11 protein-coding genes are annotated in these 15022 nt (G+C 43.8%); 4 read left to right on the top strand and 7 right to left on the bottom strand.

What is annotated here, in order from left to right:
* Nucleotides 1–64: 64 nt before the first annotated feature.
* On the bottom strand, nucleotides 65–1681 hold the full coding sequence (locus tag PY364_RS10630) for a type IV pilin-like G/H family protein (RefSeq protein WP_275522379.1): 1617 nt from the start codon (nucleotides 1679–1681) through the stop codon (nucleotides 65–67).
* Between the two features lie 286 nt (nucleotides 1682–1967).
* Nucleotides 1968–3029, bottom strand: a complete 1062-nt coding sequence (gene mtnA / locus PY364_RS10625; RefSeq protein ID WP_275522377.1) for an S-methyl-5-thioribose-1-phosphate isomerase — start codon at nucleotides 3027–3029, stop codon at nucleotides 1968–1970.
* Nucleotides 3030–3564: 535 nt separating this feature from the next.
* Here mtnA and PY364_RS10620 point away from each other — a divergent pair.
* Nucleotides 3565–8136, top strand: a complete 4572-nt coding sequence (locus PY364_RS10620) for a DUF4347 domain-containing protein (protein WP_275522374.1) — start codon at nucleotides 3565–3567, stop codon at nucleotides 8134–8136.
* Between the two features lie 363 nt (nucleotides 8137–8499).
* Here PY364_RS10620 and PY364_RS10615 read toward each other — a convergent pair whose 3' ends face one another.
* The 3 genes from PY364_RS10615 to dxs form a co-directional block, all read right to left on the bottom strand.
* The gene (locus PY364_RS10615) at nucleotides 8500–8868 is read right to left on the bottom strand and encodes an aspartyl protease (protein WP_275522371.1); all 369 of its coding nucleotides are present in this window, start codon (nucleotides 8866–8868) and stop codon (nucleotides 8500–8502) included.
* Nucleotides 8865–9182: a hypothetical protein gene (locus PY364_RS10610; RefSeq protein WP_275522369.1), complete on the bottom strand. Its 318-nt coding sequence runs from the start codon at nucleotides 9180–9182 to the stop codon at nucleotides 8865–8867. Before PY364_RS10610 ends, PY364_RS10615 begins: the two co-directional genes overlap by 4 nt.
* A gap of 91 nt (nucleotides 9183–9273) precedes the next feature.
* Nucleotides 9274–11181, bottom strand: a complete 1908-nt coding sequence (dxs, locus tag PY364_RS10605) for a 1-deoxy-D-xylulose-5-phosphate synthase (protein WP_275522367.1) — start codon at nucleotides 11179–11181, stop codon at nucleotides 9274–9276.
* A gap of 322 nt (nucleotides 11182–11503) precedes the next feature.
* Between dxs and PY364_RS10600 the strand changes: the two genes are divergently transcribed.
* Nucleotides 11504–11782: a hypothetical protein gene (locus tag PY364_RS10600; protein ID WP_275522365.1), complete on the top strand. Its 279-nt coding sequence runs from the start codon at nucleotides 11504–11506 to the stop codon at nucleotides 11780–11782.
* 17 nt (nucleotides 11783–11799) lie between these two features.
* Nucleotides 11800–12162 carry a hypothetical protein gene (locus PY364_RS10595; RefSeq protein WP_275522363.1) on the top strand — a complete coding sequence of 121 codons (363 nt, stop codon included), beginning with the start codon at nucleotides 11800–11802 and terminating at the stop codon, nucleotides 12160–12162.
* A gap of 213 nt (nucleotides 12163–12375) precedes the next feature.
* Here the strand turns inward: PY364_RS10595 and PY364_RS10590 are convergent, their stop codons facing one another.
* Complete coding sequence (locus PY364_RS10590) at nucleotides 12376–13260, bottom strand: glycosyltransferase family 2 protein (protein WP_275522361.1); 885 nt, start codon at nucleotides 13258–13260, stop codon at nucleotides 12376–12378.
* Between the two features lie 82 nt (nucleotides 13261–13342).
* Nucleotides 13343–14173 carry an HpsJ family protein gene (locus PY364_RS10585; protein ID WP_275522358.1) on the bottom strand — a complete coding sequence of 277 codons (831 nt, stop codon included), beginning with the start codon at nucleotides 14171–14173 and terminating at the stop codon, nucleotides 13343–13345.
* Nucleotides 14174–14430: 257 nt separating this feature from the next.
* Between PY364_RS10585 and PY364_RS10580 the strand changes: the two genes are divergently transcribed.
* Nucleotides 14431–14937, top strand: a complete 507-nt coding sequence (locus PY364_RS10580) for an adenylyltransferase/cytidyltransferase family protein (RefSeq protein WP_275522356.1) — start codon at nucleotides 14431–14433, stop codon at nucleotides 14935–14937.
* Nucleotides 14938–15022 lie beyond the last annotated feature (85 nt).

Genomic DNA, 15022 nt, shown 5'->3' with positions numbered 1-15022 from the left:
CCCCTTAATCTCAGTATTAACTTAATTTTGAGTTTAAACTAGCTAATTTTCCACATTGGTGTATTTATAGGCTAACTTTTGTCGTATCAGCACCGCAGACTAAAACACCATTATTATTAATTGGATTAGCAGGTTGAATCGTACCCGGAAGATTAGCAACACATAAAATTCTATGAGTAGCAGACATTTCTTTGTCACCAGTTCCTAGTAAAAATACACCCCCCACGTAACTTTTAAAGCCCGATTCCCGTGAAATTCCATAATGAAATACAGCATTGTTAGTCAGGTGAATTGAGTAGTTGTAATTTGGAGTTTCAGCCTTAATGCCAACCCCTAGTTTTTCAAGAGAATCTGTAAAACTATCGTGCCTTACATAGTAGAATTGCTGAGCGATGTTCATTGAAAAAATATACTGCTTAGCATCAGTATTTAATGATCGTGGTGGATTGCTTACTTCCACAGTATCAGCACCGCAGGCTAAAACACCATTATTGTTAATTGGATTTGCGGGTTGAGTCGTACCTGGAAGATTAGCTACACATAAAATTCTCTTAAAAAAAATCCCATTATCAATATTTGGTAGTAAAAATACACCTCCTACATAACTTTTAAGGTCAGATTGCCGTGAAATTCCATAATGAAATACCGTATTGTTACTTAGCTGAATTGAGTAGTGGTATTGGGGATTTTCAGGACTAATACCAAGTCCTAGTTTTTCAACTACATCCGTAAAACTCTCGTTTTCTGCATAGTAAGCTTGCTGAGCAAGGTTCATTGACGAAACAAACTTTTGAGCACTAGGTAAATTATTGTTTACTTCCGTAGTATTAGCACCACAGGCTAAAACGCCATTATTATTAGTAGGATTGGCGGGTTGAACCGTGCCTGGAAGATTAGCTACACATACAATTGTCTTAGTAGAAATATCGGTGTTAACATCTCTTACTAAGAAGACACCTCCTACATAACTATATAGGTCTGATTCCCTTGAAATTCCATAATTAAATACAGCTTCGTTGCTGAGGCTCATTGAGTAGTTGTAATTAGGATTTTGAGCCCTAATACCAATTCCTAGTTTTGGAAGGGAATCTGTAAAACTACCATTTTCTGCATAGTAAGCTTGCTGAGCATAGTTCATTGATGAAACAGACTGTCTGGCATTTGAGCGCAGCGGTGAATTGCTTACTTCTGTAGTATTAACACCGCAGAGTAAAACGCCATTGTTATTAATTGGATTAGCAGGTTTAGTCGTCTCTGCAATATTAGCTTGGCATAAAATTGTTTGAATTTCATCACCTACCAAAAAGACTCCGCCTACAAAATTTTTTAGGTTTTGTTCTCGCGCTGTGGCATAATTAAATACAGCTTGGTTCCCCTTGCTTATTGAGTAGTTATAATTGGCAGTTTGAGTTTGGATGCTACTCCCCAAGTTGGGAATAGAATCCGTAAAATCACCATTCTCTGCATAGTAACCTTGCTGAGATATATTCATAGCCCAAATATATTGTATTCCTTCTGATTCCTTGGCGTTAATCGCTTCTTTTTCTAACTGTGAATGACTGGTTGTAGTGAAAAAAACTGTCATCAGAGCCATTAAAATAGCTTTGATCTGCCGATTGCAGTAGCTATAAGCATTTCTGAGTCTTATAGAAATCCGATTGAACAAGTGGTTTAGTGACATACTATAGCTAGGGACTAGGGGCTAAGGACTAGGGAAGAAGGGACTAGGCACTAGGGAAGAAGGGAAGATAATTAAGGGTTTGGTCGAAACTAGAATGTCCTAACTGCCAAGAAGGTTGCTATATGTAAACTAATTGCTTAACCTGAAACTGTTTTTAGCCTTTGTAAGGTGGGCATTGCCGGCGATGAATATCGGCTAATAATCAACGATTGTCTGCGGCAATGCCCACCCTACATTTAAACTGTACCATTATAACAGTTAACTGTTAACCGTTAACCGTTAACAATTAAACTAATTGCTTAGCCTGAAACTGTTTTAATTCCCCTGGAGTAACCGCGCCATACTCTGTAATAATTGCAGTAATTAATTCAGCAGGCGTAACATCAAAAGCGGGATTATAAAACTCTACTCCTACGGGACAAATCCGCGTATTGCCAACTTGATAAAGCTCAACTGGATCGCGTTCCTCAATCGGAATTAAATCGCCATTGGACAACTCAAAATCAATCGTAGATAGGGGCGCAGCTACAAAAAATGGTACATTATGAGCCTTGGCAACAATTGCTAAACTATAAGTACCAATCTTATTAGCAGCATCACCATTTGCGGTAATTCTGTCAGCACCTACAACTACAGCATGAATTAAACCTTGTTTCATGCAGTGAGCCGCCATGTTATCACTAATTAAAGTGACCGGAATCCCTTCTTGCACGCATTCCCAAGTTGTTAATTTTGCACCTTGAAGGCGGGGGCGAGTTTCATCAGCAAAAACTCTTGCTAATCTTCCATCTCGCCAAGCGGAACGCACTACACCTAAAGCCGTACCATAGCCAGCAGTTGCTAAACCACCTGCATTGCAGTGAGTTAAAAGAGTTAGCTTTTCTGGGGTTTTTGGCAATACTTCTAAACCTTTATCGCCAATATCTTTACAAGTTTGCAAATCTTCTGCATGAATGGTTTTCGCCATTTCTAACAATGCTTGTTGCACTTGTTCGACAGAACCGCTAGTTTGACGGGCAGTTTTTAGCATTCGCGATATTGCCCAAAACAAATTAACAGCAGTAGGACGAGTTGCAGCTAATAAATCGCCGATTGCTTCGAGTTTAGTTAAAAACTCATCGCGGTCAGTTGTGTCAATTTCTCTTGCACCTAAATAAATGCCGTAGGCCGCCGCAATACCAATCGCCGGAGCACCTCGGACAATCATGGTCTTAATCGCCTCTGCCATATCTTCGCAGCAGCTAATTTCGACAAGTGTATATTCGCTGGGAAGTCGGTTTTGGTCAATGAGATATACGCGGTCTTCTTTCCAGATGACAGGAGAAACTTGAGTGGCTTGGGAAGTCATAGACGTGAAGGGAACTTAAAAATATCACAGACAAACCTAATCATGCCATATTAGCGGTACTTCGCCAATGTTGCCAGGGATACATCCAGGGTAGCATCCCAATTTTGTAGGGGCGAAGCATAACCGCTGATAAGTTATTGGTTAGACGCAGAGATTTACTGCCGGAATGCTTGCCTTACAGATATTTTTACTAGAATTGGGAACGAATTTGTTCTAGTTGTTGTCCTTGAGCTTTAAGTCAGGCGATGACTCAAGTATTTCGTTTTGCCGCTCATAAACTTAGTTCAGCCATTACTGTCAAGTTAATGGTTATTTTTCAATACTAATTTGCATTGTTGGCAAGGCGATCGCTATTTGATTAGGACTTCGCACAGAAACCGGGATTCTCAGAAAAATAATTGGTTTCTCGCTAGAAATTTACGAAGAAACCAGGTTTCTGACTTCAAAGTGCATAAGTCCTGTTCATCTGGCTGTATTTGTATTTACTGGGAAAAGTCATCATCAATCCCATTTGCATCTATCAGGAAAACTCATCATGGAAAATACACAAATAGTTTTTATTGACTCTACCGTTGAAGATTACCAAAGTCTTGCACAGAGTGCGGAATCAGGGAAAGAAGTATTTATACTGGACGCAACGGGAGATGGAGTCGAACAAATTACACAGTTACTTGCTAGCTGTACTAATATTTCTGCCATTCACATCGTTTCTCACGGCGGCCCTGGAAGTTTGCAACTGGGCGCAATTCAGCTAAATTCTCACAACTTAGACGTATACGCTAGTCAGTTTCAGCAGTGGAAAAATGCTTTAACTACCAAGGCTGACATCCTTCTATATGGTTGCAACGTAGCGGCCCAAATAGAAGGGAAAAATTTTATCTCTCGCCTCAATCAACTTACGGGTGCAGATATTGCGGCCTCCAAAAGTCTTACAGGGAGTGCTGCATTAGGCGGCGACTGGGATTTAGAAGTGAAAATTGGTTCGATTGAGACACCTTTGGCATTTAGCCAAGATGCGATCGCAGCTTACACCTCTGTACTGACAACTATTAATGTAAATAGCACAGCAGATACTATTGCTGTTGACGGCACGATCACTCTGCGCGAAGCAATTACTTCTCTCAACACCAATACACCCGTAAATGCCGATCTCGCCGCTATTGTTTTCAACAATACTAACGACACTATTGACCTGACTGGCATTACTGGCACAATTACCCTCACTGCGACATTACCAACTATTAATGAAAGCGTCACTCTGAACGGCCCAGGTGCAGCTACTTTGACCGTTAGCGGCAGCAACGCAGTGCAGATACTTAGCACTGCTAACGGCACTGTTAGCATCTCTAACCTGACCTTTGCTAACGCCAATACTGCTGCTGGTGGCGGTGGCATTAGTAACGGCAATGGCGTTACGCTAAACCTCACCAACGTTACCTTTTCTAATAACACTGCTGGAGGAGGTGGTGCTCTTTTCAATAATGGCGGTGGTACGGCCACACTCACTAATACCACCTTTACTAATAATAAGGCAACTGCATTCGGTGGCGGTGCGATCAGAAACCAAGGCACGATGACAGTCACTGATAGCAGCATCACCAATAACGAGGTGACATCGCAAGGTGGCGGCGGCATTTACAGCGAAGGTACGCTTAATATCACTGGCAGCACTTTTTCTGGCAACAAAGCCAGCGACGCTACTTGGGGAGGCGGCGCAATCTACGGCGGAGGTGGCAGCACTCTCAACCTCACCAATACGACTCTCTCCGGGAACACTGCACTGGAAAAAGGGGGTGCTATCTGGTGGATTGGTACTGCGGGGACTATCACTAATAGCACTATCACGAATAACACTGCTGATTCAGATGCTACCAATGGCGCAAATGATAACGGGGGTGGAATATTCAGCAGTCTGGCTACGATCGCTCTCAGAAATACTATCATCGCCGGTAACTTTGATGCCTCTCCCGCAGCAGGAACTATCAACCCCGACGTTTCTGGCAACATCACTGGGAATAACAATAACCTGATCGGGAATCTAACGGGTAATACGGGTACGCTTGGCACTGGCAGCGATATTGTTAATCTAACTCCCGGACTAGCAACACTAGCAAATAACGGCGGCCTTACACAAACTCACGCCTTACTCGCTGGAAGTCCTGCTCTTGATAATGGTAATATTGCGATCGCACCTGCTACCGATCAACGTAGCTTAACTCGACCTTCTGGCAGTGCTGCTGATATTGGTGCTTTTGAACTACAGCAAACCGTCAGCATTACAGCCCCAACCGCTACAGCTATTGAAGGTGGAAGCCCAGGTACTTTTCGCATTAGCCGCAGTGATAGCACCGTAGGTATTTTAACAGTTAATCTCGCTATTGATGGCAGTAGCACCGCTGTTGCTGCTGACTACAATCTTAGCAGTAATTTTCCTGTTACTATTCCCAACGGACAAGCTTTTGTTGATGTTACTCTCACCCCGGTTGACGATACTATTCCTGAGATTGGAGAGACGCTGCGACTGAATTTAGGTACTGGCAATTACACGATAGATACCACTAATAGCAATGCTACAGTTACGATTTCTGCGAATGACCCGATTTCCTATGCGATCGCGCTGACAAATCCCGCTACAGGTTCTCTAACTGAAGGCAATTCTGGCACTCAAACTGTCACCTACACTGTCACCCGCAGCGGCGGTATTGGGGTAGCGAGTACGGTAGATTATGCGATCGCAGGCACGGCTACTAACGGCGCAGACTACAATAACATCAATGCAAACCCCGCTACTACGGCAACAGGAACGATCGCCTTTGCTGCCGGCGAGACAAGTAAAACCATTACTCTCGATGTTTTGGGAGAAACATTAGGTGAAGCTGATGAGACAATTACTGCCACTTTATCTAACCCGAATTTGACCGCAGCGCCGGAAAGTTCTACAGTCACCACAAGTACCGCAACAGCTACTATCACAAATGATGATACTCCCAGTATTTCTATCAATGATGTAGTTGTCACTGAGGGAAATTCTGGTACTGTTAATGCCGCTTTTACTGCAACTCTTTCAGCAGCTTCTAATTTACCTGTTACTGTTAATTACGCCACATCAGACGGTACTGCTAGCACTGCTGATAGCGATTATACAGCAGCCACAGGAAGCGTTACTTTTGCCGCAGGAGAAACCACAAAAACCATTAATGTTGCTGTCAATGGCGATACTAAGTTTGAAGCTGACGAAACATTTAATGTCAATCTCAGCACTCCTACGAATGCGACTATTAGCAAAGCGATTGGCCTTGGGACTATTACTAATGATGATACTCTATCTACTCAACCTAGTATCAGCATTAACGATCTCACGGTTACAGAAGGCAACAGCGGCACTACAAATGCTGTATTTACTGTTAGCTTAAATAATGCTAGTTCCCAAGCAGTCAGCGTTAATTACGCTACGTCTGACGGCACTGCTACTATTGGTGACAGCGATTATACAGCGGCCACAGGAAGCGTCACTTTTGCCGCAGGAGAAACCACAAAAACCATTACTATTGCTGTCAATGGCGATGCTAAGTTTGAAGCTGACGAAACATTTAATGTTAATCTCAGCACTCCTACTAATGCGACTATAGCAAAAGCGACGGGCATTGGCGCGATCGCAAATGACGACTTGCAGACACCAACACCAACTCCAACCCCGAATCCGAATCCGACACCAACACCAACTCCAACCCCGAATCCGAATCCGACACCAACACCAACTCCAACCCCGAATCCGACTCCAACACCAACACCAACTCCAACCCCGAATCCGACTCCAACTCCAACTCCAACCCCGAATCCGACACCAACACCAACTCCGACAAATACTCCAACTCCAACTCCAACAAACACTCCAACTCCAACTCCAACAAATACTCCAACTCCAACTCCAACAAATACTCCAACTCCAACTCCAACAAATACTCCAACTCCAACTCCAACTCCAGAACCTCAAGATCCTGATTGCATTTGCAAACAGATAACCTTCCCTAGCTTAAGTGATATTCCCGGCCCAAATGCAGTCGAGAATATACTAAATGGTAGCGATCGCAACGACAACATCATCGGCGATAATGCCAATAACAGCATTAATGGATTAGATGGTAGCGATCGCCTCATTGGTCAAGCAGGAAACGACAATATTTACGGTGGATTTCCTAACATTGTCCCCATTGGCCCCGACGTAGACCCCGATTTGCTGTTTGGAAATGAAGGCAATGACTACCTCAACGGCAACGCAGGCAACGATGCTATCTTCGCAGGTAAAGATAACGATATCGCGATCGGCGGCAAAGATGACGACCTGATTTTTGGCGACAAAGGAAACGATACCCTACTTGGCAATGAAGGTAACGACACCATTTATGGCGGTACTCTTGACCCTTCAAATCCCGATTTAACAGGCCAAGATTTACTTTTTGGCGGTACTGGCAATGACTACCTCAACGGAGAGGAAGGCGAAGATACTCTTTCTGGCGGTGATGGAAATGATACAGTACAGGGCGGCAAAGGCAATGACATCGCCGTAGGGGATTTAGGCGACGATTTACTTTTCGGTGATGAAGGAAATGACACTCTTTGCAGCGGCGACGGAAATGATACCATCTACGGGGATACAGGCAGTCCCCTTGCCGTCGGTACTGCGGGTGGGCAAGACCAAATCTGCGGCGGTTTGGGCGATGACTTACTTTATGGTAATGAAGGTCAAGATACACTCAATGGCTATGTTGGTAATGATACTCTTTACGGCGGTAAAGATGATGATTACCTGATTGGTGGTGCTAATGATGACTTGCTGAAAGGCGATGAGGGCAATGATTCTCTGTTGGGAGGTAGCGGAAAGGATATCTTCGCTTTAGTTATTGGAGAAGGAAGCGATATTATTTTGGACTTTCAAACAGGTCAAGATTTGATGGGATTAAGTAATGGTTTAAGTTTCTTCGATCTGAGTATTACTCAGGGCAATAATGCTGCCTTAATTCGGCTGGCGAGTACCAATGAATTGCTTGCCTCTGTGAACGGAATTTCGGCAAATTTAATTAATGCCACAAATTTTGCCATGATCTAGAGTCTGTCTGCAAACTATTTAGGACTTACGCACTCACTACTATTTCTGTCATTGGCGTTGGCTGTCATTTTGATACCTTTGACTGCTTACACCTACGCATTCAAGCAATCTTATACCAAATCAGGGTTAGTCATCCCCTTTATTAGCAATAATCCGTCATTGCGAGCGAAGCGAAGCAATCGCCTAGTCTCTGCGATTGCTTCGGGCTTGCTTCGTACCCTCGCAACTGCGCTTCGCTTGGCTCGCAATGACAATAGAGGGGGTAGTAAAGTCGGATTTGGTATTAAAGGGTGATTTTTTAGTTATTCTGTGCGTAAGTTCTACACTTATATATTTGAAAAAAAACTTTAGTTCGCTCCCACTTCAATTTGCACCTAATGTTAATATACCTAACGGCATATCAACTATCAAACGCCGAGTTTTTAGCCATTGCCTACCGATTAAAATTTCCGGGACTCCATCACGCACATGGACGGGAATATCAAATTCTTGTCCATCTATTCGTACCTTTCCTGCATAAAGCTCGAAAATGAATTCTCCCTTAGCTGTACGCATCCTTTCCTGCTTAACGTAAATCCAATCAAGGCCTTCTAAATCCTGATTTTCTATCGCTAACCAGCCTGAAAAACCTGTATCTAGCATGGCATCAACTGGTAACTCTAAGTCATCAGGAGTTATTAACTCAATTTCAAAAAAAAGTTCATCCTCATGACCAAACCTTCCCTCTATCATATTGTGCCACAAACTCCTGTCTCGTTAATCCGAAAAACGTGAATTTTAGCATGGGAATGCTTCTCTTTTGCCATTTTTGTCACTAATTCATCATCGTTGGCAATGAAATAATCACCACTATCAGGCTCAACTGCCATATACCAGTTATAGTGTGTTTTAATCAACTCCGGTTGAAGGCGATCGAACACTATTTTGCAACGCTGGTAAATATCTTCTATTTCAGCTCGCCACTGGGCTTTCTTTTCTTCAGACCACTGGATTTCAGGAAATAATCGACCTCGCCTTACAGTCCGAGTTGTTTTTGCTTGAGTCATAGTTGATTTTCTCTCTTTTTCAAATTGCCGTAACGCCGCCATCTTGGCGGTTCTTTGACCGCCCAGAGGGCGGCGTTACAATTATAGCTAACTAGACGCTAACTGTTGATAACTTTGAGCTGAAGCTTGCCCGCACACGCTCTGCAATTTGAGATGGATTCAGACCTAATTCTGCAAAAGATTGCTCAGGAGTTGCATGATCGACCAAGACATCAGGCACGCCAATTCGCATTACTGGTACTAGGATATTATTATCCAGTAAAGATTCGGCCACTGCTGAACCAAAACCGCCCATAATACAGCCTTCTTCCAAGGTAACAACCCGCCCAATTTTTTGAGCTAAAGGTAAGATTAATTCTTCATCTAAAGGCTTAGCAAAACGGGCATTCACGACTGTTGCTTCAATGCCATGTTCGCTCAAAATTTCAGCGGTTTGCATCGCTGGTTGTACCATAGATCCATAACCGAGTATGAGTACATCGTCGCCTTGACGCAAAATTTCACCTTTACCAATTGGTAGTTCTTCCCATCCTTCTTCCATCAGGGGTACGCCGTAACCATTACCGCGAGGATAACGCATCGCAATCGGGCCGGAAGTATGATTAATGCCAGTAACAATCATCCGCTGCAATTCGGCTTCGTCTTTTGGTGCCATTAATACGATATTTGGCAAACACCGCAGATAAGCAATATCGTACATTCCCTGATGAGTGGGGCCGTCTGCGCCGACAATTCCTGCCCGATCTAAACAGAAGAAAACTGGTAACTTTTGGATGCAAACATCGTGAACTATTTGGTCATAGGCTCTTTGCAAAAAGGTAGAATAAATGGCGACAACGGGTCTAATTCCTTCGCAGGCTAATCCAGCGGCACAAGTAACGGCGTGTTGTTCGGCAATGCCAACGTCGATGTATTGTTTAGGCAGTTTTTCCTGAAGTTTATCTAGACCTGTTCCTGTTGCCATTGCCGCAGTAATAGCGACAATTTTAGGGTTATCTTCTGCTAGTTTGATTAGGGCGTGGGCAAAGACTTTTGAGTAAGCGGGAGGCTTGGGTTTACTGGAGGGTATGGCTTTGCCAGTAGCTAAGTTAAAGGGAGATTGGGCGTGATAGCCTACTTGGTCTTTTTCTGCGATCGCATATCCTTTTCCCTTCACTGTCACTACATGAACCAATACGGGCCCTTGTATTGTATGTGCTTGTTTGAAAGTAGTAATCAATTCTTCCAAATTGTGGCCGTCTACTGGCCCCATATAAGTAAAGCCCAATTCTTCAATCACAGCGCCAACTTTCGGTACTGCTAACCGTTTCATTCCTTCTTTTAGCCGTTCCATTTCTGGGGTGAAAGTTTCACCGACAAAGGGAATGTGCTTGAATTGTTCCTCTAGATTATCCTTGAGAAACTGGACTGGAGCACTGAGGCGCATTTTGTTGAGATAGCGGGGAATTGCGCCGACATTGGGCGAAATTGACATTTCATTGTCGTTGAGGACGACTAATAAGTTAGTTTTCGGTAAGTGACCGGCGTGGTTGATGGCTTCTAGGGCCATACCGCCAGTTAATGCGCCGTCACCGATTACGGCTACAACCTTAAAGTTTTCACCTTTCATGTCCCGCGCTAGGGCCATACCTAAACCGGCGGAGATGCTGGTGGAAGCGTGACCGGCACCAAAATGGTCAAATTTGCTTTCGCAGCGTTTGAGGTAGCCAGCTACGCCGTCTTTTTGGCGTAGAGTGTGAAAGCGATCGTAGCGACCGGTTAGCAATTTGTGAGGGTAGGCTTGGTGGCCGACATCCCAGAGGACTTTATCGCGATCGAGGTCTAGGGTCTGGTAAAGTGCGATCGTTAGTTCGACGACTCCTAAGCCGGGGCCGAGGTGTCCGCCGCTAGTTGCGACTGTTTCTAAATGTTTTTCTCGAATTTGCCGCGCGATCTGCTGCAATTGGTTAATGGATAGACCGTGCAGTTGATTCGGATGAGTCAGTTCGCTCAAGTGCATAAAGTTTAATTACCCTGGATAGCTATTACTTCAAGCAATTTTAACTGACTTGGTTTGCCCCTTCTAATTTTGGTTGGTCTGGGGTACAAAAGTTAACCACTTTTATACTAACGATATATTGGAGTTGTGCTAAGCCTGATAATGCGTTCTCACATGGTTGCGGAAAGGATAGTTAATCGGCATTAACAACAGAAACTTATCAGTAATTACAATAGAAGTTCAAAAAGCAGCTCTAATTGCTGAACTACAACAGGCAGGAATTAAGCATACACCAGAGAAAATCCTGCGGATAGCTAAGCTAGAAGATGGTAAAATAGTATTTTTGGAAGAAGGAAAAGGCGGTGAAGGTGGGCGGGGTCTTGCACACATTTTGGAGAACCATCAGGAAGATTTTATGGAACGTGGAATTGGTGCTACTCAAATTATAGATGCAGTGATGGCCGCTGTCACTCAAGGGCAAATAATTGGGTATCAAAAAACGCGATCGCCTACCCCTCGCACTATTTATGAAGTGTTCTTTGATGGCAACATCCAGTACATAAGTGTTACAGTTGGAGACAACGGCTACATAGTCGGTGCTAATCCAGCCCATAGACCTTAATTTGATAAATGAAAAATATGCCGGAAACTATCAAACTGATGCCTGATTATGGATGCTATCCGCTGTGGTGGAAAGTACCGGGTAAAGTTGGTAACATTGACCCAGAAACTTTACCTCTGAGTCAGGAAACGATTAAGCGGCTAGATGCTTGGGCGAATGTCTATGACGCTACTTTAAATATGGCCGATCCTGCTAACTCTGTTGGATTTTCTAGTAGGGAAGCTAAGGAGGATTTTGAGCAGGAGGGAGTTAGTTTGTGGCTACAGCTTAGGGAAGAACTAGCCCCTGATTATGAGGTGGTTTACTTTGATAAGCATCGTAGTAAGCTCTTAACTCACAAGAGCGAAATTGTTGCAAAAGATTTGGTTATTATTGAGTGATAGTCAGATTTTTATCAACAGATGAAGTCCGCGAAGTCTGAATTCTAACCCTCGGTTGATTTAAGCTTTTCTTAAACTATGATAAAACTCCTTAAACTTTTGGATTATAGCGATCGCGCTAAGGAAAAAAGAGCGATCGCCTAATAAAACGGAGGCTAGGTACTAAAGAAAATATTTGTTGATGGATTAAAAAGCCGATGGATTTGATCGCAGTTATTGCCTATGCAATTCTAATTTAGTTTCTTCGCTAGAAAGCTGCTTACCTGTAGAATCCAACTTCGGCAAAGGCATATTTCTCATTTCCCAAACTTTAATTGATATTAGATATTCATAGAAAGCTTGTAGCATACACCAAGCAAATCCCGGTTGGCCATCCAGAAACCCACCTAGCAAAAAATACATATAGAAAAAGCGTACTAATGGTCTTAAAGGCAAACGCAAAGAGATGTCTTTTAAAGCTCTACGCCTGTTTACTTCAGTGGCCCCAAAAAACAAATCCCACCAATTCACCTTACCCGCTTCTAATTGGCGTAAAATTTCTGCGGCTTCGTCAGTAGAATAGCGATTGTGTTTCTCAATCCAGCGGGAAAGACCTTTGCTACAGGTATAGTGCGGATAGGTTTCTTTCAAAAAGCTAGTGGGGCCTTCGCAAATTTCTCGTTCGGCGTGACCGTAATCGCCAAACCGGACTTTATCTTTGCGAAATAGGCGCATTTGGTGGCGAGGATATTGGGTGCTGCGACGAATCCACCGCCCCATAAATATTACCTGCTCTGCGACATAATAACCGATGTAGTTCTGATTTTTTATGGCTTCAGAACATTCATTAAAAAGTTCTGGGGTCATTCGTTCGTCTGCTTCGAGAATGTAAACCCATTCGTTTTTAGTGGGTACTTCCTCTAGCATCCAAGTCCGCTGCTTCCCGTGAGTTTCAAAGGCGTGCTGCACGATTTGCACGGGATAGCGGCGGACTATTTCAATGGTGCGATCGGTGCTGAAAGAGTCAATTACAATGATGTCGTCGGATAGCAGCGCCGATTCAATGCAAGCGGCGATGTCAATTTCTTCGTTGTAAGTCAGAATATAAATTGAGAACATTCCAAGCTTTCATTGAGGGCAATGCTAGGCTGGTGACGATATTTCAGGATGCCCTAATTTTCGTACTGCCATCCAGGTTACTTTAAGCTTTGCGGCGACCGGCTCGCAAAATCCCCATACTTCTTAATCCAGTCCAGCCAATAGTAATGTAGCCGATCGCTAACAATAAACTGCTGATTCCTGTCTGTAAGCTAGAATTGCGCGATCGCATTCTGATCTCTTTTTCTTTTTGCTGTTTGCGGGTGGTAATCTCTTTAATAGCCTGAGTTGGCAGGGATTGGGCTTGCTGGTCGAGAAATGTTTCCAGGGCTTTCGGGTTACTTTTGGCCTCTTGAAGTAATTTTTTTAACTCTGGTGGGGTTTGTGGGTTCTGGAGTACCTCCTTTAATTTTTGTTCGTCGCTAAGTACGCTAGTGATTTGGCTGCGGCGTTGGCTTTTGAGTTGTTCGACCTGAGTTTTGAATTGATCGCTGCTAAGTTGGGCATTAAGTTGATTTTCGGCGGCGGTGGCTTCGCGATCGATTTGAGCAAGACTTTCGGTGACTTCTAGGCGAGTATTATTAAGGTGGACGGGAACTACCAGCAGATAGAATAGCCCGACTAAGCTGGAAAACAAAATTGCCCAAAATCTGAGATCGAGGCCAATATTGCGCGGTTCTTGGACGACTCCAGAATTGCTGTCAACCCAAAAGCCTGTAAATAGAAGGGCGATACCTGTCATGGGCAAAATTCCTCGGTCAACTACTTGAGTTGTTAAGGCCATTTGCCAGCCTCTAGTAAAAAAGTCAGAGGATTCGCCGGGAAGCGACAGGATGATACAGTCGAAGACGGCGGACAAAATCAATATAATACCCACTACTTTTAAAGTCCGAGCGGCCATTGAGGAAAATTGACGACTATTAGTTGCTTTCATTTAGATTGTGCTTAATGAGTTAGGTTATTTTGCACCAAAATAGATTATCTTTGCTACGGGCTTACATCCTCTCTGAGGATACATAAGACTTACGCAATCTGACCTCTCCCCCCTACCCCCCTCCCCTACGCCGACGGTTTGGAGAATGAGGGGCTAAAGTATCCCCTGTCTTATAGTAACGGAGAGTGAGCTGGACAAGAGAATGGATGCGGGAAGTCTGGGGTTGGCCGAATTGGAAATCTAATGTCTAAAATTCTATGATTTCAGGTCTTTATACTTTGACGGAACTTGAAGAGGCGATCGCGGCTGACCCGCTGCTGTGGCGACCTTTGGTCTTTACTAATGGCTGCTTTGATATGATCCACGCGGGTCATGTCCGATATTTGCAGGCGGCGAAAGCTTTGGGGCGATCGCTGGTTGTGGGATTAAATAGCGATACTAGCGTGCAAGCTATCAAGCCGCAACAGCTTGGGTTTCCATCTCGTCCTATTGTACCGGAAATGCAGCGGGCAGAAGTGCTGGCGGCCTTAAAACCAGTGACCGCAGTGGTAATTTTTGCTGATACTACGGCTATTAAATTGATTGAGAGGCTAAAGCCCGATATTTATGTTAAAGGTGGTGACTATTTAATTGAAACTTTGCCGGAAGGCCCGGCCGCACAAGCGATCGGCTGTGAGATTTCTTTTGTGAAAGTGGAGGTTCCCAGTTCTACAACTGCCCTAATTAACCGCATTTTGGAGCATAGCCAGAGAGACAAAAGTTAACTTTTCTCAATAAAACTGTGATGTTTTGTAAACAGGACTTACGCAAAACTATCCGTAACGCCGCCTTCTAGGCGGTATCTTTACC

It is taken from the genome of Kamptonema sp. UHCC 0994, assembly GCF_029167235.1.
Taxonomy (GTDB): domain Bacteria; phylum Cyanobacteriota; class Cyanobacteriia; order Cyanobacteriales; family Microcoleaceae; genus Kamptonema.
Note: the sequence above shows the minus strand (reverse complement) of the source record. Positions and strands in the feature narration are given on the sequence as shown.

Excerpts from the sequence above, each read along its gene's own strand:
- mtnA (WP_275522377.1), bottom strand. The coding sequence starts at position 3,029 with ATGACTTCCCAAGCCACTCAAGTTTCTCCTGTCATCTGGAAAGAAGAC.
- PY364_RS10630 (WP_275522379.1), bottom strand. The coding sequence starts at position 1,681 with ATGTCACTAAACCACTTGTTCAATCGGATTTCTATAAGACTCAGAAAT.
- PY364_RS10615 (WP_275522371.1), bottom strand. The coding sequence starts at position 8,868 with ATGATAGAGGGAAGGTTTGGTCATGAGGATGAACTTTTTTTTGAAATT.
- PY364_RS10610 (WP_275522369.1), bottom strand. The coding sequence starts at position 9,182 with ATGACTCAAGCAAAAACAACTCGGACTGTAAGGCGAGGTCGATTATTT.
- dxs (WP_275522367.1), bottom strand. The coding sequence starts at position 11,181 with ATGCACTTGAGCGAACTGACTCATCCGAATCAACTGCACGGTCTATCC.
- PY364_RS10590 (WP_275522361.1), bottom strand. The coding sequence starts at position 13,260 with ATGTTCTCAATTTATATTCTGACTTACAACGAAGAAATTGACATCGCC.
- PY364_RS10585 (WP_275522358.1), bottom strand. The coding sequence starts at position 14,173 with ATGAAAGCAACTAATAGTCGTCAATTTTCCTCAATGGCCGCTCGGACT.
- PY364_RS10580 (WP_275522356.1), top strand. The coding sequence starts at position 14,431 with ATGATTTCAGGTCTTTATACTTTGACGGAACTTGAAGAGGCGATCGCG.
- PY364_RS10620 (WP_275522374.1), top strand. The coding sequence starts at position 3,565 with ATGGAAAATACACAAATAGTTTTTATTGACTCTACCGTTGAAGATTAC.
- PY364_RS10595 (WP_275522363.1), top strand. The coding sequence starts at position 11,800 with ATGCCGGAAACTATCAAACTGATGCCTGATTATGGATGCTATCCGCTG.